The sequence below is a fragment of the Streptomyces sp. NPDC052114 genome, from assembly GCF_040680155.1.
GTDB lineage: Bacteria > Actinomycetota > Actinomycetes > Streptomycetales > Streptomycetaceae > Streptomyces.
Map to the genome: position 1 here is coordinate 59,543 of NZ_JBFAWC010000014.1, position 20,615 is coordinate 80,157.

The 20,615-nt window shown below is 71.1% G+C and carries 19 protein-coding genes; 13 read left to right on the plus strand and 6 right to left on the minus strand.

All coding sequences use genetic code 11. From position 1 onward, the window contains the following. Positions 1–28 precede the first annotated feature (28 nt). A complete protein-coding gene (locus tag AB0L89_RS28490) occupies positions 29–889 on the minus strand; it encodes an alpha/beta hydrolase (protein WP_365146753.1) in 861 nt (286 codons plus the stop codon). Between the two features lie 63 nt (positions 890–952). On the opposite strand from AB0L89_RS28490, the gene AB0L89_RS28495 reads away from it, so the two are divergent. From AB0L89_RS28495 to AB0L89_RS28515, 5 genes are all read left to right on the plus strand, one after another. Next, a complete protein-coding gene (locus AB0L89_RS28495) occupies positions 953–1,459 on the plus strand; it encodes a MarR family transcriptional regulator (protein ID WP_365146756.1) in 507 nt (168 codons plus the stop codon). A 496-nt stretch (positions 1,460–1,955) separates the two neighbouring features. Next, positions 1,956–3,089, plus strand: coding sequence for a chorismate mutase (locus AB0L89_RS28500; RefSeq protein WP_365146759.1), 1,134 nt, complete (start codon positions 1,956–1,958; stop codon positions 3,087–3,089). 81 nt (positions 3,090–3,170) lie between these two features. Continuing rightward, positions 3,171–4,784 (plus strand): thiamine pyrophosphate-binding protein, encoded by a 1,614-nt coding sequence (locus tag AB0L89_RS28505; protein WP_365146761.1) that lies wholly within the window; start codon positions 3,171–3,173, stop codon positions 4,782–4,784. Between the two features lie 339 nt (positions 4,785–5,123). Beyond that, positions 5,124–5,957, plus strand: coding sequence for a PIG-L family deacetylase (locus AB0L89_RS28510; protein ID WP_365146764.1), 834 nt, complete (start codon positions 5,124–5,126; stop codon positions 5,955–5,957). Positions 5,958–6,529: 572 nt separating this feature from the next. Continuing rightward, a complete protein-coding gene (locus AB0L89_RS28515; protein WP_365146767.1) occupies positions 6,530–7,060 on the plus strand; it encodes a VOC family protein in 531 nt (176 codons plus the stop codon). Between the two features lie 50 nt (positions 7,061–7,110). Here AB0L89_RS28515 and AB0L89_RS28520 read toward each other — a convergent pair whose 3' ends face one another. Both AB0L89_RS28520 and AB0L89_RS28525 read right to left on the minus strand, forming a co-directional pair. Continuing rightward, entirely contained in the window at positions 7,111–8,235 is a 1,125-nt protein-coding gene (locus tag AB0L89_RS28520; RefSeq protein ID WP_365146770.1) for an NAD(P)/FAD-dependent oxidoreductase, read from the minus strand. Between the two features lie 271 nt (positions 8,236–8,506). Next, complete coding sequence (locus AB0L89_RS28525; RefSeq protein WP_365146773.1) at positions 8,507–9,400, minus strand: NADP-dependent oxidoreductase; 894 nt, start codon at positions 9,398–9,400, stop codon at positions 8,507–8,509. A gap of 87 nt (positions 9,401–9,487) precedes the next feature. On the opposite strand from AB0L89_RS28525, the gene AB0L89_RS28530 reads away from it, so the two are divergent. The 7 genes from AB0L89_RS28530 (at position 9,488) to AB0L89_RS28560 (ending at position 17,398) form a co-directional block, all read left to right on the plus strand. Next, positions 9,488–10,057: a helix-turn-helix domain-containing protein gene (locus AB0L89_RS28530; protein WP_365146776.1), complete on the plus strand. Its 570-nt coding sequence runs from the start codon at positions 9,488–9,490 to the stop codon at positions 10,055–10,057. Between the two features lie 161 nt (positions 10,058–10,218). Continuing rightward, the gene (locus AB0L89_RS28535; protein ID WP_365146779.1) at positions 10,219–11,346 is read left to right on the plus strand and encodes an FAD-dependent monooxygenase; all 1,128 of its coding nucleotides are present in this window, start codon (positions 10,219–10,221) and stop codon (positions 11,344–11,346) included. 233 nt (positions 11,347–11,579) lie between these two features. Continuing rightward, entirely contained in the window at positions 11,580–12,560 is a 981-nt protein-coding gene (locus AB0L89_RS28540; protein WP_365146782.1) for an AraC family transcriptional regulator, read from the plus strand. Between the two features lie 542 nt (positions 12,561–13,102). Then, on the plus strand, positions 13,103–15,379 hold the full coding sequence (locus tag AB0L89_RS28545; protein ID WP_365147246.1) for a glycosyl hydrolase family 18 protein: 2,277 nt from the start codon (positions 13,103–13,105) through the stop codon (positions 15,377–15,379). A 71-nt stretch (positions 15,380–15,450) separates the two neighbouring features. Further along, positions 15,451–15,582, plus strand: a complete 132-nt coding sequence (locus AB0L89_RS28550; protein ID WP_365146785.1) for a hypothetical protein — start codon at positions 15,451–15,453, stop codon at positions 15,580–15,582. Positions 15,583–15,619: 37 nt separating this feature from the next. Then, on the plus strand, positions 15,620–16,294 hold the full coding sequence (locus tag AB0L89_RS28555; protein WP_365146788.1) for a hypothetical protein: 675 nt from the start codon (positions 15,620–15,622) through the stop codon (positions 16,292–16,294). Between the two features lie 12 nt (positions 16,295–16,306). After that, positions 16,307–17,398, plus strand: coding sequence for an NUDIX domain-containing protein (locus AB0L89_RS28560; RefSeq protein ID WP_365146791.1), 1,092 nt, complete (start codon positions 16,307–16,309; stop codon positions 17,396–17,398). A 37-nt stretch (positions 17,399–17,435) separates the two neighbouring features. Here the strand turns inward: AB0L89_RS28560 and AB0L89_RS28565 are convergent, their stop codons facing one another. Together AB0L89_RS28565 and AB0L89_RS28570 are read right to left on the minus strand one after the other, a co-directional pair. Then, the gene (locus AB0L89_RS28565; protein WP_365146794.1) at positions 17,436–18,116 is read right to left on the minus strand and encodes a DUF4232 domain-containing protein; all 681 of its coding nucleotides are present in this window, start codon (positions 18,114–18,116) and stop codon (positions 17,436–17,438) included. A 236-nt stretch (positions 18,117–18,352) separates the two neighbouring features. After that, entirely contained in the window at positions 18,353–18,970 is a 618-nt protein-coding gene (locus tag AB0L89_RS28570; RefSeq protein WP_365146797.1) for a TetR/AcrR family transcriptional regulator, read from the minus strand. Positions 18,971–19,015: 45 nt separating this feature from the next. On the opposite strand from AB0L89_RS28570, the gene AB0L89_RS28575 reads away from it, so the two are divergent. Then, a complete protein-coding gene (locus AB0L89_RS28575; protein ID WP_365146800.1) occupies positions 19,016–20,272 on the plus strand; it encodes an oxygenase MpaB family protein in 1,257 nt (418 codons plus the stop codon). Between the two features lie 50 nt (positions 20,273–20,322). Here the strand turns inward: AB0L89_RS28575 and AB0L89_RS28580 are convergent, their stop codons facing one another. Beyond that, positions 20,323–20,520, minus strand: coding sequence for a hypothetical protein (locus AB0L89_RS28580; protein WP_365146803.1), 198 nt, complete (start codon positions 20,518–20,520; stop codon positions 20,323–20,325). Positions 20,521–20,615: the final 95 nt, after the last annotated feature.

A 20,615-nucleotide genomic window follows, 5' to 3' on the forward strand; every position in this document is an offset into this window, starting at 1 on the left:
GCAAGGCCCCGCCTCGCGAGCGCCCACCTCACCCGGCCGGGCCGTCCAGCCGCCGGGCGATCCCGTCGGCCGCGGCCAGCGGGAACGCGTGGTGCGAGACCTCCGGGAGGATCTCGGTCCGCGCTCCCGGGAGCACCTTGGCGGCGGTCCGGGCGACGCGGCCGGGGTCGTGACACCGGGCGCGCCCCGCCAGCAGCACGCGCACCGGCACCTCCCGCAGCGGGGCCGGGTCCGGCATCGGCCCGCCGACCGGGCGGACGGCCGGGAAGTCGGCCCTCTCCTCCTGGAGCCGCAGCCAGGCCGCGTCGAGGACGGCTCCGCCGGTCTCCCAGGCGAGGAAGGAACGGATACGCGCCGGGGTGGGCCGCGCCAGCATCGGCAGCGCGCGCAGGACGTAGCCGGGGCGGAAACCGGTGAAGACCCGGGTCGGGTCGAGCAGGACGAGACCGGCGACCCGCTCCGGCCGCCGGCTCGCGTAGTGGGCGGCGATCCAGGCTCCGTACGAGTGCCCGCCGAGCAGCACCGGACCGGCGTCGGGGCCCGCCGGTCCGATCCCGTCGAGCACCGCGTCGAGCCAGTCCGCGAGGTCGTCGACGGAGCGGAGCGGACGCCCGGGCTCGGGCACGCTGAACCCCGGATCCCCCATCAGGTCGACGCCGTGCATCCGGTAGCGATCGGCGAGCCCGGCCGCGGCGCAGGCGCCCCACACCGTGGAGGTGGCCCCGCCGCCCGGCAGCAGGACGAGTGGCGACGCCGTGGTCGGGCCGCAGCTGTTGACCCGGGTGCGTCCGTAGGGCGTCGGCAGGTCGGCGCGGTCGACCGGTCCGGGCCACTGGTCGAGGACCTCCTCGTAGGCGGCCCGGAAGGAATCGGGCACGGTCGCGGACATGTTGACCCCATTCTCTCGCCCAACGATAATCTCGCTCAGCGAGAGATCTTAGGCGGAGGCGATGTGGACGACAACCAGGAAGAGGACCGCGGCAGGGCCGGCCGAAGCGGCCGCGGACCACAGGAGCCGGACACTCTGCGCCTGGTTCACCTGCTGCGCGCCGTCACCGTCGAGTTCGGCCTGCACCAGGCCGAGTTCGCCGCCCGGAACGCCATGCACCACACCGACGTACGGGCGTTGATCTGTCTCCTCGACGCGGCCCGGTCCGGCGAGGCGGCCACCGCAGGCCTGCTCGGAGCCCGCCTCGGCCTCAACTCGGCCGGCACCACGGCCGTGATCGACCGGCTGGAGCGGCACGGGCATGTGGCCCGGGTCCGCGACGACCGCGACCGGCGCCGGGTCCTGCTGCGCGTCGAGCCGGAGGCGATCCGCCTGGGCCAGGAGTTCTTCGGGCCCGTCATCGACGGGCTGTTGGGCGTGCTCGACTCCTTCGGCCCCGCCGAACGGGACACCGTGCAACGCTTCCTGACGGCCGCCCACACCGTCCTCGGCACGGATCAGAACAAGTGACCGCATCCGAGGAACCGCCTGCGCGCGGAGGACGGTGATCCACCGAAGCAGCCGGAGCGGTCGCAGCGGCCGACGGTCCTGCCCCCTTCGCAGACTTCCATGCGGGGCGTGCGGACGCACCGCGTTGGATCAACAGGGCTCAAGAAGCATGTTTCCTTCAAGGGTTCAGTGCCGCGCGCCTTTCCCCGCGTCGTGCCTCGTACTTGACCATTGCGCCCCGCTCCAGGCCTGGTGAAGCGCGGTGAACGCGAGTTCACTGAGTAGACGACCTCGGCCTCGTGTCGACGTATGCCGCCTTCCGCCGGAAGGGACGCGCCACGGATTCACGTGCTCACCGCGCACGAAACGACGCGCACCCGCCGCGAGCCGGATACGACCGCCGAGCGAAGTGGTCCCCCGCGTACTGGTAGTGGCGCGGCGGGGACCGGATAGGGCGCCTGCCGGCACAGCGTGCGGGCCCTGCAAGTGACTCGCTGCCGCAAGCGGAAAGCACCCCATGTCCCACCTCGAAAATACTCCTGAAGGGGATATCACCCAGGCGCGGAAGCGTCTCGACGAACTGGACCGCCAGATCGTGCGCATCCTCAAAGAGCGCGTGTCGTTCTCGGCGCTGGTGCAGTCGGCCCGCATCGCGGAAGGAGGATGTCGCACCGACAACCGGCGTGAGAACGTCGTCGTCAGGAGGTACCACCAAAGTCTGGGTCCGGCCGGGCGCGACATCGCCTTGAGTCTGCTGCGCCTTTGTCGCGGACGGGACCCCGTCCCCGCGACCTCCTCCGGCCGTTCACACGCCCGGCGGGCCTTCCTCGGGCCGGCTGCATCCGTCTCGCACCGGGCAGCCGAGCTGCTCGGCCCTGTCGCCGCGCGGGAGTTGGTGCCCCTGGACACACTGAACGACGTGATGCGCGGCCTGTTGGACGGGTGCGTCGAAGAGGCGGTGCTGCCTCTGGAGAACAGCGTCTCCGGGCCCGTCCACGACAGCATCCGCGCCCTCGCGGCCACCGACGAGGTCGCCGTCTCAGGGCAGTTGCGCCTCCCGGTCGACTGGGTGCTGGCGGCCGCCCCCGGTACCCGGCTGACCGACGTGGCCACCGTGGCCAGTCACCCCCACGCGCTGGCCCAGACCCAGAAGTGGCTCGCTTCCCTGCTGCCGTGGACGGCCACGACAGCGGTCGCCTCCACCTCCGCCTCGGCCGCCGGGCTGCTCAAGGCCGATGCCCCGTACGAGGCCGCCGTGTGCACTCGCCGGGCCGCGGAGCACTACCGCCTGAGCGTCCTCGCGTCCCCCGACGCATCGCACGTACCCGTCACACGCTTCGCCCTGGTGCGCCGCGCCTCCGTACTTCCGGAGCCGTCCGGGAACGACGTCACCACCCTGGCCGTCACGGTGTCCACCCGGTCACTGACCGACGTCGTCGAGTGTCTCGCGCGCACGCACACCGAAGTCCTTGGGCTGCACACCCTGCCCGCGGGGACAGCGGGCCACCTGCTGTGGCTGGACTGCCGCGGACACGCGGCCGACCTCCGGCTGGTGCGCACGTGGGTCGAGTTGGGCGAGCCCTGCGACCAGTTGCGGATGATCGGCACGTACCCGGCCGCCGCGCCCACCGCGCGACCGACCGGATCCTGAGCCGAACGCACCCTGCCCTTTCCCCCTCCCCCGGCTGCTCGGGGCGCAGGGCATTCCCCCCACCCTCCATCTGGAGCTCTCATGACGACACTTGACGTCGATTCAGCGCGCCCGAGCGGCGCCGAACTCGTGCTGCGCGTTCTTCGGGACGAAGGCGTCGACCACGTCTTCGGCAACCCCGGGACCACCGAACTCCCCCTGATCCAGCAGCTGGCCGACCAGCACGACATCTCCTACGTCCTCGCGCTGCAAGAAGCCTCCGCGGTGGCCATGGCGGACGGCCATGCCCGCATCACCGGCCGTCCGTCCTTCGTCAATCTGCACGCCGCGGCCGGACTGGGCAACGGCATCGGCGCTCTGACCAATGCCGCGGCCGCCCGCGTACCGATGGTGGTCACCGCGGGCCAGCAGGATCTGCGCCACCTCATCCGCGACCCGGTGCTCGCGGGCGATCTGACCGGCATGGCCACGGCCACCGTCAAGTGGGCCCACGAGGTCAGCACCCGCGAGGAGCTCGGCGAAGTCCTGCGCCACGCCTTCCGCATCGCGCAAGCGCCCCCGGCCGGGCCCGCCTTCGTGTCGCTGCCGATGAACCTGCTGGACGAGGTCGGTCCGCCCCCGCCCCGCCGCACGACCATCCAGTACGCCGCCGCCGCGCCGACGGACGACCTCGCCAAACTGCTCAACGAAACCCCGGCCGACGACATCGCGCTGGTCTTCGGGGACGAGCTGGCGCGCCACGCCCCCGCCGAGGGGGTGGCCCTCGCCGAAGCCCTCGGCGTGCCGGTGTGGGGCTCCGGCTGGCCCGCCACCAACCCCTTCCCGACCGCGCACCCGCTGTGGCGCGGCTATCTGCCCACGCATCTGCCGGGCATCCGCGCCGCGCTCGCGCCGTTCCGGCTGGTGCTCGTCGCGGGATCCCGCACCTTCCCGCTCTACTACCCCTACGCCCCCGGCCCGCTGCTGGACGAGGACACCCACGTCGTCCAGATCACCGCCGACCCGGCAGGCCCCGGCCTCGACACCCCGGTCGACCGCGCTCTGCACGGACACCTCCGGCCCACGCTGCGCGCCCTGATCGCAGCGCTGCCCTCCCAGGACCACATCCGGGCAACGGCCCCCGCACCAACCTGCCCGAAGGACGGCTCACTTGACCTGGAGGCTCTGTCAGGAGCCCTGGCTGCCGCGCTTCCCGAGGACACCGTGGTCGTCGACGAGGCACCGCACGCCGCGCGCAGCATTCGCGCGGCCCTGCGCCTGGACGAGGCCAACCGGTACCAGTGGGTCTCGGGCGGCCTCGGCTGGGCCATGCCCGCCGCCGTCGGCGTCAGCCTGGCCCACCCGGGCGGACGAGTGCTGTGCACGATCGGCGACGGCGCGACGATGTACTGCCCACAATCCCTGTGGACCGCGGCGCACTTGGGGCTGCCGATCGGCTTCGTCGTCGCCAACAACCGCGAGTACCGCGTCCTGAAGGACAACTGGCACCACCGCGAACCGGGAGCCCGGCACCTCCTGGGAATGGACCTGACCCGGCCTGCGGTCGATTTCTGCGCGCTGGGGCAGTCCATGGGAGTCCCCTCCCGTCGCGTCACCACGAGTACGGAACTCGTGGAGGCCTTGCGGCACGGCTACCGCTCCGGTGCTCCCTTCCTCGTCGAGGCCGTCCTCGACGAGGCGGAGCCCGATGGATGAGCCCGGACGATCCGGGTCCTGCCGTACGCCGCCCCTATGGCCGTACGCCGCCTAGGGCCGTGCCTGACGCGCCGGTGAGGTCGCCGCCCCGGCCGACAGCGGTCTCTGCGCCAGCACACGACAGCGCGCCCCGGGCTCCGGAGGGTCGCGGATCAAAGGTCGACCACGGCGGGAACACCAGGTCCGGCCAGCGCTGTTGCACCGTCCGAGGGGCCGGCACTTTACGGGCGCGGACAGAATGACCCCACGGTCGTCCTGTCCGACAGGTGCCGGATCCCAGGATCGCGGTACGCCCGCCGCGCACCCGGACCAAGACGTACTTCCGCAGGAGGACCTTTCATGACCGACCGGCCTTTGACGCTCATGGCAGTGCACGCCCACCCCGACGACGAGGCCACCGGAACCGGAGGAGTCCTCGCGCGATACGCGGCGGAAGGAATCCGCACGGTTCTGGTGACGTGTACCGACGGCGGTTGCGGTGACGGGGCGGGAGGTGCCAAGCCGGGCGATCCCGGGCACGACCCGTCGGCCGTCGCCGTGATGCGTCGTCAGGAACTCGAGGCGAGCTGTGACGTCCTGAAGATCAGCGATCTGGAGATGCTGGACTACGCCGACTCCGGGATGATGGGCTGGCCGAGCAATGACGCCCCCGGTTCCTTCTGGCAGACCCCCGTGGAGAAGGGCGCCGCCCGGCTCGCGGACCTGATGCGGCACTACCGGCCCGATGTGGTCGTCACCTACGACGAGAACGGCTTCTACGGCCACCCCGACCACATCCAGGCCCACCGCATCACGATGGCGGCGCTGGAGATGACCGAGCTGACGCCGAAGGTGTACTGGACGACGATGCCGCGCTCGTCGATGCAGCGGTTCGGGGAGATCATGCGCGAGTTCCACGAGGACATGCCGGAACCGGATCCTGCCGAGACCGCCGCGATGGCCAAGATCGGTCTCCCCGACGACGAGGTCACGACGTGGGTGGACACCACCGCGTTCAGCGGCCAGAAGTTCGACGCACTGGCCGCGCACGCCAGCCAGGGCGAGAACATCTTCTTCCTCAGGATGGGCAAGGAGAGGTTCGGCGAGTTCATGGGCATGGAGACGTTCGTACGCGTCCAGGACACCACCGGCGCGCCCGTACCCGAGAACGACCTCTTCGCCGGACTGCGCTGATCACTCGGTACGACCAGAGCCAGGAGTGATCCCACGGGATCCGCCACGGCAGCCCGTGACCGGGGCGACCGGCCCTCGACGACGGCGTCGTCGGGGGCCGGCTCCATACCCTGCGGCAGGCCGGGTCCCATCCGGCTCAACGGCCCGGCCGCCGGGCGGTCGCAGGCCCTCCTGTCGGGATGCCACCCCATGTCGATTGCCGCTCAGCCCTTTCTCGCCACCGTCGGCGCACCGGGCCAATGTCGGCCATCTGGCGACCGCCCTACGGGACACAGAGCGGAAGAGTGCCGCATCGGGCCAGGTCAGAGCCCTCGCAGTGCGCGGCTCCACTCACGCCGGGCAGACGGCCCGCCCTGGCACGGATGAACCCCCGGGGGCCCCGCCCCGGTCAACACCAGTCACCCGTTTCCGGCCTCGCAGGCCGACCGACGGCCGGTCGGCATCTCGCCGGGCACACCATGGCTTGATTTGATTTAACATTCAACCTATTTCAGGCGCATGCTGGTCGGAGCGTCGGCGACCACCCAGGTACCCGACCCAACACCCCTTCTGACCAACGGAGATGACCCGAGATGAGCCAGACCCTGCCGCTCCGCCTCCACCACCACGCCTGGATCACCGACGACCAGGAAGCCAACCGGCGCTTCTACGAGGACGTGATCGGCCTGCCCCTGGTGGCCACGTGGACCGAGCGAGAGGTGCTGTCCGGGACCGAACGCGTCTACAGCCACACCCTCTACGGCCTGGCCGACGGCAGCGCACTCGCCTTCTTCCAGTTCGCCGACCCCAAGGACCAGGCGGAGTTCAAGACCGACATCAATTCCACCCCCATACGCCACGTCGCCTTCAAGATCGATGCGGCGGCCCAGGAAGCCATGCGCGAGCGCATCACCACGGCCGGCCGTGCGGAGACGAACGCCCACGTGATCGACCACGGGTACTGCGTCTCGCTGTATGTCACGGACCCCAACGGGCTGATACTGGAGTTCGCCGTCGACCACCCCGACGTGGAGAAGATCGACGACGAGCGGCGCGCCACGGCACACGCCGACCTCGCCCGCTGGCTCGCCGGCGACCACACCAGCAACAACCAGTGGCGCTGACACCTGGCGCCGAACCGAAGCGATCGCAGGCGCTCGCCTCCGCGGCACCGTCAGATTCCCTCCCGCCCCCGGCCCGTGAAGAACGCGAGCATCTCCTGGGGCGTGGGATCGTGGGCGACCGCGGCGGCGGCCTCGGCCCCGCGGGGGAACAGGCCTCGTTCGTACGCGGCGAGCGCGGTCTCGATGTCGTCGGGGTGCGCGGCGATGGCCTTTCCGAGCTCGGCGCCGTCCTGCATCGCGAGGCCCGCGCCTTCGCCGTTGGGTGTCGAGAGATGGGCGGCGTCGCCCAGCAGGGTCACGCCCGGCACCCGGTTCCAGCGGTGCCTGACCGGCAGGGCATGGAGGGGACGGAAGACCGGCGTGCTCCGGTCGGCGGTGATCAGTGCCGTCAGTTCCGGCGCCCAGCCGGCGTACTCCTCCGCGATCCGCGCGGTGGACGCGGCGCCATCGGTGAAGTCGATGGTGTCGAACCAGTCCAGCGGCTTGGTGAGCGTGATGTACGCGTGAAGGGTCCCGCCCCGTTCCCGGTGCACCACGAACCACTTGCCGTCGGCGTCCGGGTCGAGCGCGACGAGTGTCCCGCCGCCGACCGCCTTCGCGGTGGCCGGGTGGTGGGTGTCGGCATCGTGCAGGTGGGTCTCGACGAAGGACCGGCCGACGTATGCGGGTGTGGCATCGGAAAGCAGCGGCCGTACGCGTGACCATGCGCCGTCCGCGCCGACCAGCAGGCTCGTGACGACGGTTGCGCCGCCTTCGAAGGTCACCTCGTGGCGACCCTCGGTGATGGCACGGACTCCAGTGACCTTGTGGCCCCATCGGACGGTTCCGACGGGGAGCGAGTCGAGCAGGATCCGGCGCAGCTCGCCGCGCTGCACCTCCGGGCTCGCGCCCGTGCCGTCGTCCGGCTTGTCGAACAGGACGGTTCCGTCGCGGCCGACCAGACGTATCGCTTGTCGGCCCTCCAGGATGAGGCCGCGGAACTCGTCCATCAGACCGGCTGCGTCGAGGGCGAGTTGGCCGTTGCGCTCGTGGATGTCGAGCATCCCGCCCTGCGAACGCGCCGCCGCGGACGGCTCCGCCTCGTAGACCGTGGCCGGGATGCCGTGGAGGTGCAGGACGCGGGCCAGGACGAGACCGCCGAGTCCGGCGCCGATGATCGTGACAGGTGTGTGCATGAGGCTCCTTGGGTGTCTCGGTGTGCCGCATACCTGCCGGGCGGGTGGACCGCCCGGCAGGCAGCGGCACTGGAAGCGCAGACGGACGGAAGGACGAAAGGGCGGAAGGGTGGAAGGGCGGACAGCGGGACGGGAGGGCTGAACAACGGCTGCCCGCCGGGCCGTTCGCCCCGGCAGCACCCGCCGGCACGCGCTGACACCCGCTGGCACGCGCCAAGGCCCGTCGACACCCGCCGGCACTCGCCCCGACCCCCGCCCCGACAACTACGCCTCAGACCGCTATGACCCGGCGCCCGCGCGTATGTCCGGCCTGGCTGTCGGCGTGCGCGGCCGCCGCCTCGACGAGCGCGTACGTCTTCTCGACCGGAATGTGGAGCTTTCCTCGCGCGATGAGGTCGGCGGCCACGGTGAGGGCGGCCGGCACGTTCCCGGTCACGCCGGAGAACCGGACCCCGAGATCCGGTGCGCCGAGGTCGGCGATGGAGATGACCTTCTGCGCGTCCCCGGTCAGTTCGACGAGCTCGCGGATCACGCCCGAGCCCGCCAGGTCGAGCGCCGCGTCGACCGGGCCGAGCCGCCGCACCCGGTCCGTCCACCCCTCGCCGTACGTCGTGGTGAGGGCGCCCAGGCTCCGCAGGTAGTCCTGGTTCGCGGCCCCGGCCGTGCCGATCACGGTGATGCCGCGGTCCCGGGCGATCTGCAGCGCCGCCGATCCGACTCCCCCGGAGGCGCCGCTGACCAGCAGCGTCTGCCCTGGCCGCACGCCGACCTCGCGGAGGATGCGCAGCGCGGTCTCCACCACGGAGGGGTACCCGGCCGCCTCCTCGAAGGTCAGGCCCTCGGGCATCGGCACCCATGCCGACAGCACGGCGAACTCGGCGTAGGTGTTCACACCTCGCCCGAACACATGGTCGCCGACCGCCACCCCGTCGACACCCGCGCCGACCTCGTCCACGACTCCGGAGGCGTCCTGCCCCACTCCGGCAGGCAAGGCGATCGGGCGGACCTTCTGGAACTGGCCTTCCCGGATCCGCCAGTCGACCGGGTTCACGCCCGCCGCCCGTACGGCGACGCGTATCTGGCCGGGGCCCACGTGGGGCTCCTCGGCGTCGGTGAGGTGCAGGACATCCGGACCGCCGAACTCGGCGAAGCTCACTCTCTTCATGCCGCCGACCGTAACACTAACGGTTAGTGTTTTAGAACCGTTAGGGTTTCGAAACCGTTAGCGATGTGCACCTGATAGCGTCAGGACATGACCACGCCGACCGGGCGCCGTGAGCGCAAGAAGGCCGCGACCCGCCAGAAGATCGCCGACACCGCGCTACGGCTCTTCCTGGAACGCGGGTACGACGCGGTGGGCATCCGAGACGTCGCCGCCGAGGCCGACGTGGCCGTCACCACGCTCTTCTCCCACTTCGCCTCGAAGGAGGCCCTGGTCTTCGAGCAGGACCAGGACTTCGAGCAGCGCCTCGTCCAGGCGGTCACCGGCCGGGCCCCGCACGAGCCGCTCGTCCCCGCGCTGCGCGATCAGATCCGGGCCATGGTCCGGCACTGCACGGCCGACGGCTCGGCCCCGGTCTACCGCATGATCGACGAGTCACGCGCCCTGCGGGAGTACGAGGAGTCGATGCGGCTGCGCCACGCGGAGTCGCTGGCCACGGCCCTCGTCGCCGATCCCGACCTGCCGCAGAGCGCGACGGCCTGCCGGACGATCGCGAGGTTCGTCATCGACGCCTATGCGCTGGCCCGCGAGGCGGCCGACCCGCAGGCCGCCGTGGACGAGATCTTCCAGATGGTCGAGGCCGCCTGGGAAGTCGCCTGATCTGGCGCGAGCGGTCGCGGGGGGACACGGTCACGTCCGACGCTGCGTGAGACTTTCGGACTGATCCCTTGCCGACAGCGGATGACCGCCGCCCGATTCGGATGAGCCGGAGCCCCTACGCGCCCTACGGTTTCGAAGAAATCGGCGCTTTGGAGGCGTACATGGGCAGGTGTCGCGGTGCACGGACGGCCGTGATCGTGGGTGCGGGCGTGGCCGGACTGACAGCGGCCACCGCCCTGGCGCGCGACGGATGGCACGTCGAGATCGCCGAGATCGGCCCGCCGGAGGCACCTTCCGGGTGGGGCTTGTGCCTGACCGGTCCTTCGCTGCGCGCGCTGGACCGGCTGGGACTTGCGGACACGTGTCTGGCCGAGGGCTACGGGATGAGCACGATCACGCACATGGACGTGGCGGGCGAGTCGGCGGGCGAGGTCGAGTTGCCGCGCCTGATCGGTGCGCGGCGACCGGCGATGGCCGGCATCGCGCGTCCCGTACTGCACCGCGTCCTGCGCGCGGAAGCCGAGCGGTGCGGTGCAGTGATACACCACGGAGTGACCGTTGTCGCGGTGGACCAGGAGAGGGAGTCGGTCCGCGTGCGGTTGTCGGACGGGTCGGTGCGGAGGGTCGCCCTGCTGGTGGGCGCGGACGGGATCCGCTCGTCGGTGCGGGGCCTGCTGGGGCTTGAGGCCCCGCTCGCCTTTCACGGCCAGATGGTCTGGCGTGCCCTGGTGCCCCGCCCGGCGTGGGCCACCGGGATCCACCAGTTCGCCGGGACCGCCGACACGGCCGGCCTCGTACCCCTCTCGGACAGGCAGGCATACGTGTTCCTGACGGAGAACGGAGTGGAGCCGAGCGTCCTGCCCGACGCCGAACTCGCCCCGCGTCTGCGGCACCTGCTCGAGCCCTTCCCGGGCCGGGTGGAGGAGATCCGCTCCCTGGTGCGCGCGTCGGAATCGGTGGTACGCCGCCCGGTGTTCACGGCGCTCCTGGAGGGCGCCTGGAACCGGGGCAACGGCGTGGTCATCGGTGACGCCGCGCATGCGCCCGCACCGCAGATGGCCAGTGGAGCCGCCCTGGCCGTCGAGGACGGGCTGGTGCTGGCCCAGGAACTCGCGCGGCACGGGTCTGTCGGCGCGGGGCTCGACGCGTTCGTCGACCGGCGAACGCGTCGGTGCCGATCGCTCGTGGAGACCTCGGTGTCGATCGTCGGCCTGGAGCAGGCGCGGCGACACCAGGAGGCGTATCCACTGGCCGACTCCTGCCACCGGCTCATGGCCGAGCCCGCGTAGTCGTCCGGCGCGAAGGGCGCCTCCGCGGCTCGCGGGACTGGGTCGGTACGACCGGATCCGTACAACGGGATCGGTACGACCCGATCGGTACGACCCGATCAGTGCGGCTGGATCCGTACGTCCGCGACGGAACCCGGCGACCGGCAAGCCGACAATGGGCGCCCGCCGACTCAGGCCTCAGGACTGAGGACTCAGAGCTCAGGCCTCAGGACCCAGGGAGGTACCCCACCACCGTGCCGACGCCGCTGCGCAACCACCTCATCACCAGCTCCCGGAACCCCGCCGACCTGCTCAACGCCGCCACCCGCCTGTTCGGCGGTTCGATCGCCACCTCGCCCCTGGGCGAGCTGTGCGGCGGCGTTCACGAACTGCGGGGCGTCGCCGCGCACGACTTCGCGGTGGGCTGCTTCGCCTCGCCGCTCGACGTGCGCGTCGCCTCGGCCGAGGGCCGTCACCGCGGCTCCTACTTCGTCAACATCGGTGTCTCCGGCGCCCTCTCGGCATCGTGCGGCGGACTGCGGGCGACCCTCGACGAGGCGACGGCGGGAGTCGCCAACCCCGGGGACACCCAGGAGCTGCGGCCCCTGCGCGGCAGGAGCACGCGGTTCCTGGGCCTGCGGATCGATGCCGCCCTGGTCGACCAGGAGTTCGCCGCGCTGACCGGGCGTCCGCCGGTGTCCACCGTGCGCTTCGACTTCGCCCTCGACCTGGCCGAGCCCAAGGGCAGAGCGGTACGGCTACTGGTCCACTCCCTCCTTGAACAACTGGACTCCGAAGACCCTCTGTTCCAGCGCGCGGAGATGCAGCGCAGCCAGCTGCGTTGCCTGGTCACCGCCCTGCTCCTGGCCCAACCGCACTCGCACACCGGCGAGTTGCGCGACGGTCCGCGCACCGGCCACCCGCGCCCCTTGCGGGCGGCCCTCGCGTTCATCGAAGCGAACCTCGCCGAGCGCATCGGCCTCGACGCCATCGCCGAGGCCGCGGGTTGCAGCCCGCGGACCCTCAGTTCCGCATTCCGCGACCGGCTCGGCCTCTCGCCCCTGTCCTACGTACGCAACCTGCGGCTCGACCGGATTCGTGAGGACATCCTCGCTTCCACCGACCCCGTCGGCACCATCGCCTACCGATGGGGTGTCTCGCACCTCGGCCGCTTCGCCAGCGAGTACCGCGACCGCTTCGCCGAACTGCCCTCCGCCACGGCGGCCCGTAGGTGACCCGGTCGCGCCCGATCAGACATCCCCCTTCAGGCTGAGGAGCCCGCCACCCTGCACAAGTACGACGTCACCGTGCGGACACCGGCTCCGTGCGATGCGTGCCGAACGCCCCGGACCCCGATCGGTCCGTGGCCTTTCCACTGGGGTTCTACTGGGGTTCCACTGGGGTCAAGCCGAAGCAAAATCTCGCCGGGTTGGTCCAGTCCATTGCGGGCGCGGGAGCGTGGCGGAGTGTCCGGCGCCGCCGAATTGGTACGGTCCAGGGCCCTTGCGTCCGCGTTGACATGCCCACGGAGGGTGGTTCTCTAAGAGGTCTGTACCGCAGGAAGCGCGTCCGACCCCCGTCCCATCGGACCGTTCCCGCATCCACCGCCGCCCTCGTACACCGCCGGCGGCGGCGGACACACGGACGCGAACCGAAGGAGTGCCTCCCGACCAGCCCGAACGCCCCGGCCTCGGCAGGCCCGGCACGGACGGACGCCTCACCTCCCCCAAGGAGAGCCGTGTCCCCACTCAGATCCGCAGCCAGACCTCGCGAGGTCCTGGCCTCACCCCGACGCCTCATCGCCGTCCTCGCCGTGCTCGCACTCGCGCTGGCCGGACTCACCTCGCTCGCCGCCCCCGCCCACGCGGCCGCCAAGCTCACCGCCACCTTCGTCAGCGAGGGCAGCGGCACGTCCTGGAGCGGCAAGTTCATCGTGAAGAACAGCGGTGACACCGCCGTCGACACCTGGTCCCTGGAGTTCGACCTGCCCGACGGCGTCACCATCAGCGATCACACCCACGGCACCGCCGAGGTCAAGGGCAGGCACGTGGTCGTGACGCCCGCGTACTACAACGCCCGCGTCCCGGCGGGCCGTGATACCGAACCGTACAGCTACAGCTTCCGAGGCAGCGGCCAGCTCAAGCCGCCCACCGGCTGCCTCATCAACGGCGACAAGTGCGACGGCACCGCGGCGGTGCCCCCGAAGGCCCCCACCGGCCTCAGTGTCGCCGACGCCACCGCCCGTACGGTCAGCCTCAAGTGGACGGCGGCCGTACAGGGCGACTTCCCCGTCACCTCGTACGAGGTGCTGCGCGGGACCACCGTCGTGGCGGCCAGCGCCACCACCCAGGCCACGGTGCGCGGCCTGGAACCGGCGACCGCCTACCAGTTCAGCGTCCGGGCCAAGGACTCGCGCGGCAACACCGGCGAGGCCGGCCCTCCCGTCAGCGCGACCACCGTGGACCCGGCGACCGACACCGTGCCGCCCACCGCGCCCCGCAACCTCCGTACCGGCGAAGTCACTTCGAGCACCGTGAAGCTCGCATGGGACGCGGCCACCGACAACCAGCGCGTCGCCGCGTACGACGTCTACCGCGGCACGACCCTCGTGGAGAGCCTGCCCGCCGACACCCTCACCAGCACGGTGACCGGACTCGCGCCCGACACGGAGTACTCCTTCACCGTCAAGGCGCGGGACGCGGCCGACAACGCGTCCCCCGCGAGCAACACCCTGTCCGTCACCACCAAGGAGGCCGTCGGACAGGGCGGTTACGCCAAGGTCGGCTACTTCGTGCAGTGGGGCATCTACGGCCGGCAGTACTTCGTACGGGACCTGGAGACGTCCGGCGCCGCGGCGAAACTCGACGTCATCAACTACGCCTTCGCCAACATCGACCCCAAGAACCTGACCTGCCTCAACGGTGTCACCAAGGGCACCACGCAGAACCCGCAGGACCCCAACCAGGGCGACGGGGCCGGGGACGCCGAGGCCGACTACGGCCGGGCCTTCCCCGCCGGGCAGTCCGTCGACGGCGTCGCGGACGACGGCTGGGGCAAGCTGCGCGGCAACTTCAACCAGCTGAAGAAGCTCAAGGCCAAGCACCCGCAGCTCAAGGTGCTCGTCTCGCTCGGCGGCTGGACGTACTCCAAGTACTTCTCCGATGTCGCCAAGACGGACGAGTCGCGGAAGAAGTTCGTCAAGTCCTGCATCGACATGTACATCAAGGGCAATCTGCCCGCGTACAACGGCGCTGGCGGTGACGGCGTCGCCGCCGGCATCTTCGACGGCTTCGACCTGGACTGGGAGTGGCCCGGCTCGCCGGACGGACACCCCGGCAACCACTGGAGCACGGACGACAAGGCCAACAACACCGCGCTGATCGCCGAGTTCCGCAAGCAGCTCGACGCGCTCGGCGGCAGCCACCGCCTGCTCACCGCGTTCACCCCGGCCGACGCCAAGAAGATCAACGACGGCTGGGACCTCAAGGAGGTCTTCAAGTACCTGGACTTCGGCAACGTCCAGGGATACGACTTCCACGGCGCGGGCAGCGACAACTCCTGGGAACCCAACCGCACCGGCCACCAGGCCAACCTGTACAAGGACGCGCAGAGCCCGTACGCCAGTGACTTCAGCATCGACGACGCCGTGAAGGCGTACACCGATCAGGGCATCAAGCCGCGCAAGCTGACCATCGGCTTCCCGTTCTACGGGCGCGGCTGGCAGCAGGTCGCCGACGGCGGCGCGCACGGCGAATGGCAGAGCGCGAACGGCGCCGCGCCGGGCCAGTTCCAGGAGGAGGCGGGCACCCGCGGCTACGACAACCTCGTCGCCGCCTTCCCGAACCTGACCGTCTACCACGACGAGCAGTCCATCTCCACCTACGGCTACACCGGAGCGAACGGCCAGTGGTGGTCCTTCGACGACCCCTGGTCCATCGAGAAGAAGACCCAGTACATCAAGTCCAAGGGCCTGCTCGGCGGCATGATCTGGGAGATGTCCGGAGACACGTCGAACAACCTCCTGTTCAACACGCTGGACCGCGGCCTGAAGTAGCCGCATCCATCGGGGCCGCGTCGGAGTCCCCCTCCGAGGCGGCCCTTCCGCTGCCGTCAGGTGCAGCCAGGTTGTCCTCGACCACCACCTCCAGGCAGCCGTGGTCGCGGAACGGCGCGCCGCCCGACAGGACGACGGTGGACCTGGGCGGCGGCACCGCGGTCGTCCGTCTTTCGCAGGGGTGGACCACCGGCGCGCTCTGATCGCCGACGGTCGTCGCTCCGCCTACTCTGGGGCCTTGTGGCACGTACGACTGGGCTCTTCACCGGCAAGGACAGGTCCGCTCGGCTGCGTTTCGACGGCTGGATCGTGGGCCTCGGGACGTCCTCCGGCACACGGATCGTGCTCGGGCACTGGCAGCGTTCACCCTTCGGGGCGTTCAGTGACCTCATGGTCGAACGGCCGGACGGCGAGCGGCTGTTGCTGGCTCCCACGCAGGGGATCGCCGACTTCATCCGCCGCACGTACATGTTCGACGCGGTCCGTGTCCTGCCGGTCGGCGTCCGCGTCGCGGACGTCACATGGACGGTCGCGGCGGGACCGCTCGACCTGCGTTTCACCACCGGCCGACGCGGGCCTCTGGGGCTGCTGCTGCGGGCCGTGCCCGGTCCGCTCGCCGGTCGTCCGGCGTGGAGCGCGCTGACCGATGTGCCCGCCCGCGTACTGCTGGCAGGCGTACGTACCCGTGGCACCGCCGGTCAAGGCCGCCGTGAGTGGTACGGCGCGAAGGACCTGCTACCGGTCTCCGCTCTGGAGGCGGTCTTCGAGGGCGAGGACCTCGGCTCCCTCGCACCGGTCGAACCGGCCGTCCGCTTCGGGTTCGGCTCCGTGCCGCGCGCTCCCGCCGCCACCCGGATCACCACGACCGTGGCACTCGGCGAGAATGAGGACCCTGTCGCTCTGTCCGGAGACTAGGGAGCCGCCCACGTGGGATACACGGAACAGGCCGAATGGCACGACCACTACGCCGACGGCAAGAAATTCCGGCCCCTGACCGAGGACGAACGCGCCGCGCTGGATGCCCAGTTGCGCCCGAAGCGGCCCGCTGTCGCCCTGGACGTGGGCTGCGGCCTGGGCGAACTGGCCCGCCATCTGCACGAGATGGGGTACGCGGTCGACGCCGTCGACTACGCGGATTCGGCCATCGACATCGCCGCCGCTCAGACCCCGCCAGGAGCGGACCTGCGCTTCCTGCGCCACGACATCGAACACGACAGCCTCGCCGACCTGCCCCACGCCACGTACGACCTGATCACCTTCCGTCTCAGCTACGCCTTCCTCGCCAACCGCACCTGGCTGCTGAACCGCCTGCGCGAACTTCTGCGCCCCGGCGGCACAGTCTGCGTCATCACCCCGCTCGCGAGCGCCCTCCCCGCCGACCGTCGCGACATCGCCCTCGACGAAGAGGAGATCGCTCTGCTCACCGCCGGCTGGGGCACCGCCGATCGGGTCGACGTCGACGGCATGGCCGTACTGACGCTCCGGGAGCCCTCCCCCGCCCCCGTGTCCTTCGCCGACCGGGGGCGGCCCACGCCACAGGGACTCATCGGCGCGGGTGTCGTGGTCACCGACGAGCACGGCCGCGTACTGCTGGGGCGTTCCGTGCACGGGGTGTGGGAGCTGCCCGGCGGCAAGCCCGACCCGGGCGAGTCCTTCGAGCAGGCAGCCGTACGCGAACTGGCCGAGGAGACCGGGCTGGCGGCCTCGGCGGACGACGCCCAGGTGCTCGCCGTCCTGATGGACACCACCCACGGCGTCCTGCGCCTGACCGCCGCCGTCCGCGTCACCGGACACCGGGGCACCCCCACCGTGACGGAGCCCCACCTGATCCACCGCTGGGAATGGCACCGTCCCGCCGACCTCCCCGCCCTCGCCGGCGCTCTGTTCACACCCTCCGCCCACGTCCTGGACACCGCGTGTCCCGGTCTCCTGAAGGGCCTCCCACCCGTGCACCGCACGCTCGCCCGCCCGGCATCCTCGCCCGAAGTCCGGCCGTCCTCATCCGAACCCCGGCCCTGACCCGCCCGGAACTCCGAGCGGGCCGACGAGAGCAGGGTCAGCTCGCCCCGCCCTGCCCCGCGCTGCCGATCGGGCCGACCTTCACCGGGGAGCCCGCACCGTCCGTGACGGGCAGGGTGTCCTCGCCCGGCCATTCGAGACTGAACGACTTCGTCTCGCCCGGCGGGGTCACCACGAGCCCGGTGACGCTGACCCCGGAGCCACCCGAGTCGTTCATCGGGTAGGTGATGCCGAACGACACCGCCTCCCCGTCCTTGAGGACCATCTGCTCGGCCGGCGCACCGCTGCGCTTCGCGGACAGATCCCCCTCGCTGGTCTTCAGGTCGACGCCCGCGAACCCCGACATCGTGCAGTCCCGGCCCCCGCCGTTCTTCATCGTCACCGCGACGGAGGCCTCGGGGTCGCCGTCGATCGTGCTGTCCGACGCCGTGATGTCCAGAGCGTCCGTACGGCACTTGCCCATCTTGCCGGTCGCGTCAGAACCGCTCCCGGCGCTCGTGCCCTGCCCCCCGGAGTCCTTGTCCCCGCCCTGCTCCGAACCGCCCGAGCCGGAACCCCCGCCCGACTCCGAACCACCGCCCGAAGAGGATCCGCTGGACGCGGCCGAAGGGGCGCCCTGTGCCGTGCCGTCGTCGTCGTTGCAGGCCGTCAGGGCCAGAGCGGCGACCAGCGTGAGGCCGGCGGCCGTCGAGCGGAGAGCGGTGCGCTTGAACTTCATGGGTTCCCTCTGCATTGCGTGTGCGTGCCGGACGGCACGCGAGAGAGATGAGAACCAGCCGCAGGACCACTTGCAAAGATCTCGCGGGCAACTCGGGACGGTGGAACGCTCACATCGCCTCTGACCTGCTGAAACACGTATCCCCTGGAACGCCCGTCTGGGACGGGCGCTCAGTGGCCGCGGTCGCTCAGGGAACTCGGAGGACTCGGAGAGCTCAGGGAATTCAGGGACTCAGGTCACGCAGACGATGCGGGTCGGGGAGACCGAGCGGAACCGGCCATGTAGTTCGTCGCCAGCGCGGTGAGCTCCTCGACCAGTTCCTCGCGCCGAATGGCGGGCCGTTCGAGGACCCAGCGGACGCTGAGCGCCTCCATCGCGGCGACCAGCACCCAGGACCGGGTCGCCCCGCTCCGCTCCCCCGGCGCGCGCCCCGCGAGGTAGGCCGAGCCCAGGTCCTGGATGCGGCGCCGCAGAGCGTGCAGATGGACCTCGCTGTACCGGGGCGGGACCTCCTCGGTCACAACGCGAAGCAGTTGCGAGTCGTGTTCGAGCGCGGACAGCAGCGCTTCCACCGCGTTGGGGATCAGCCGCTCGGGCGGCTCGGTGAGCCGGTCGGCCAGCGCGGCCGTCACCCGGTCGCCCGTCTCCGCCCAGTACCGCTCCATGAGGACGGCGAGCAGTTCGTCCTTGTTGGAAAAGTACTGGTAGAGGGAGCCGGGGCTGATGCCCGCCTCGTCCGCGACCCGCGTGGTCACGAAGCGCGCGTAGCCGTCGCGGGCCAGTACCGACCGCCCTGCCGCGACGATCCGCTCCACCATCTGCCGGGACCGCTCCTGCCGGGGCTGCTTCCGCATGACGCGAATTGTATGCGAGTAAATGTTCGCGTTACAAAGGAATGCATGACGCAGAGAGGCGAGGTCCGTGGCACCGCGCGATTTCCCCGTCGCTTCCGGGAGGCCGAGGAGCGCGGCCGCAGGATCGCCCGCGGGCTGTTCCTCCTCGCCGACGTCGACAAGGACGTCGACGAGGCGCTGATGGAACGGGTGGGGGACGCTCTCCTCCAGCGCGACGAACTGGGCGCCGCCCTCGCCGAGGCGATGCGACGGCCGGCCGGCGATCCGGGCCGGGTCACGCACGCGCAGATCGGCGAGGCGCTGCGCGCGGCCCCCGACGTACCGCGCGATCTGCCGCCCGCGCTGCGGGCGTTCTGCGATCACGCGACGACCGTGCCCGACTGGGTGGACTGGGAGCGGATCGAGCGCGGCGGCGCGGCGTACCGCTATCTGGGCCGCAACAGCGGCGACGTGCTGACCCTGCTGTCCCTGATCGGCGGCTACCGCTTCGGTGGGCCGGCCGATCTCCTGGTGCTGACCGGCGGGTTGACGGGCGGGACGACCCTGCGGCGTCTCGGCGAGACGACCAAGTGGACGCATGCCGTCACCCGGGCCGGAGGGTTGCGTCCCGGCGCCGAGGGCTGGCGCCTCACGGTCCATGTGCGCGCCATGCACGCCCTGGTCAACGCCCGCTTCGAACCGCGCTGGGACACGGAGCGCTGGGGCCTTCCCGTCAATCAGGCCGGCACGCTCGGGCTCTTCGACGCGACCGTCATCGTCGGCTGTCTCGGGCTCGGGGTACGGCTGACCCGCGGGCAGCGGGACGACCTCATGCACCTGTGGCGGTACGTGGGTTGGCTGATGGGCGTCGCGCCGGAGTGGCTGACCGACGTCGAGAGCGTCCGGCACCGCTGGAACCACCACATCCTGCTGGCCGCCGCCGGGCAGACCCAGGCCGGCCGGGATCTGGCCCGGCTGACCCTCGACGCGCAGGCCGAGCGTGGCTTCGGGCACCGCGGTCCCGCCGTCGAGCGCCTCCACCAACGCTATGAGCGGGCCCGTCAGGCGAGCCTCCTCACCGCTTTCATGGGCAAGGACGGCATGCGCGACCTGGGGCTTCGCCTCCGGTTTCCCTGGGGCCTGCTGCTCGCGCTGGCGGGCAATACCGTGCGGTACCGGGTGTTCGGTGTACTGCCCGGCGGCCGGAGGCGGCTCGAAGCGCGCGGCGCGCGGGTGCAGGACCGGCAGCTGGCCTCGATGTTCCACGACGGCCCCGCCGCCGTGGCCCACCTGCCGGAGGCGAAGCGTGAGGCCACTGCCTGAGGGCACACGTGTGCTTCACGCCTCGTGAAGGTGTGCCCCCGGAGTCCGGGCTACAGCCCCATGTCGAGCGCCAGGCACGAGTAGTACTTCCACGAGCGTTCCGAGTCGTACGAACCCTTCTCCCCGCCGCCGTGTCCGGCCTCCACCTCTTCGGTCATGTCCTCGAAGCGGATGCGCTCGGGGAGGCTGCCGAAACGCTCCCTGCGCGTCGCCGCCGCGGCGGACTCGCCCGCAACTTCCCTGCTCATGAACCGAGTTCCCTCTTCATGGCCACTCTCCTCCTCCTCGCTGCGTCACCGATCGCGGGCGATGCCTCCATCGCTGCCGCCGACGGATATCAGCA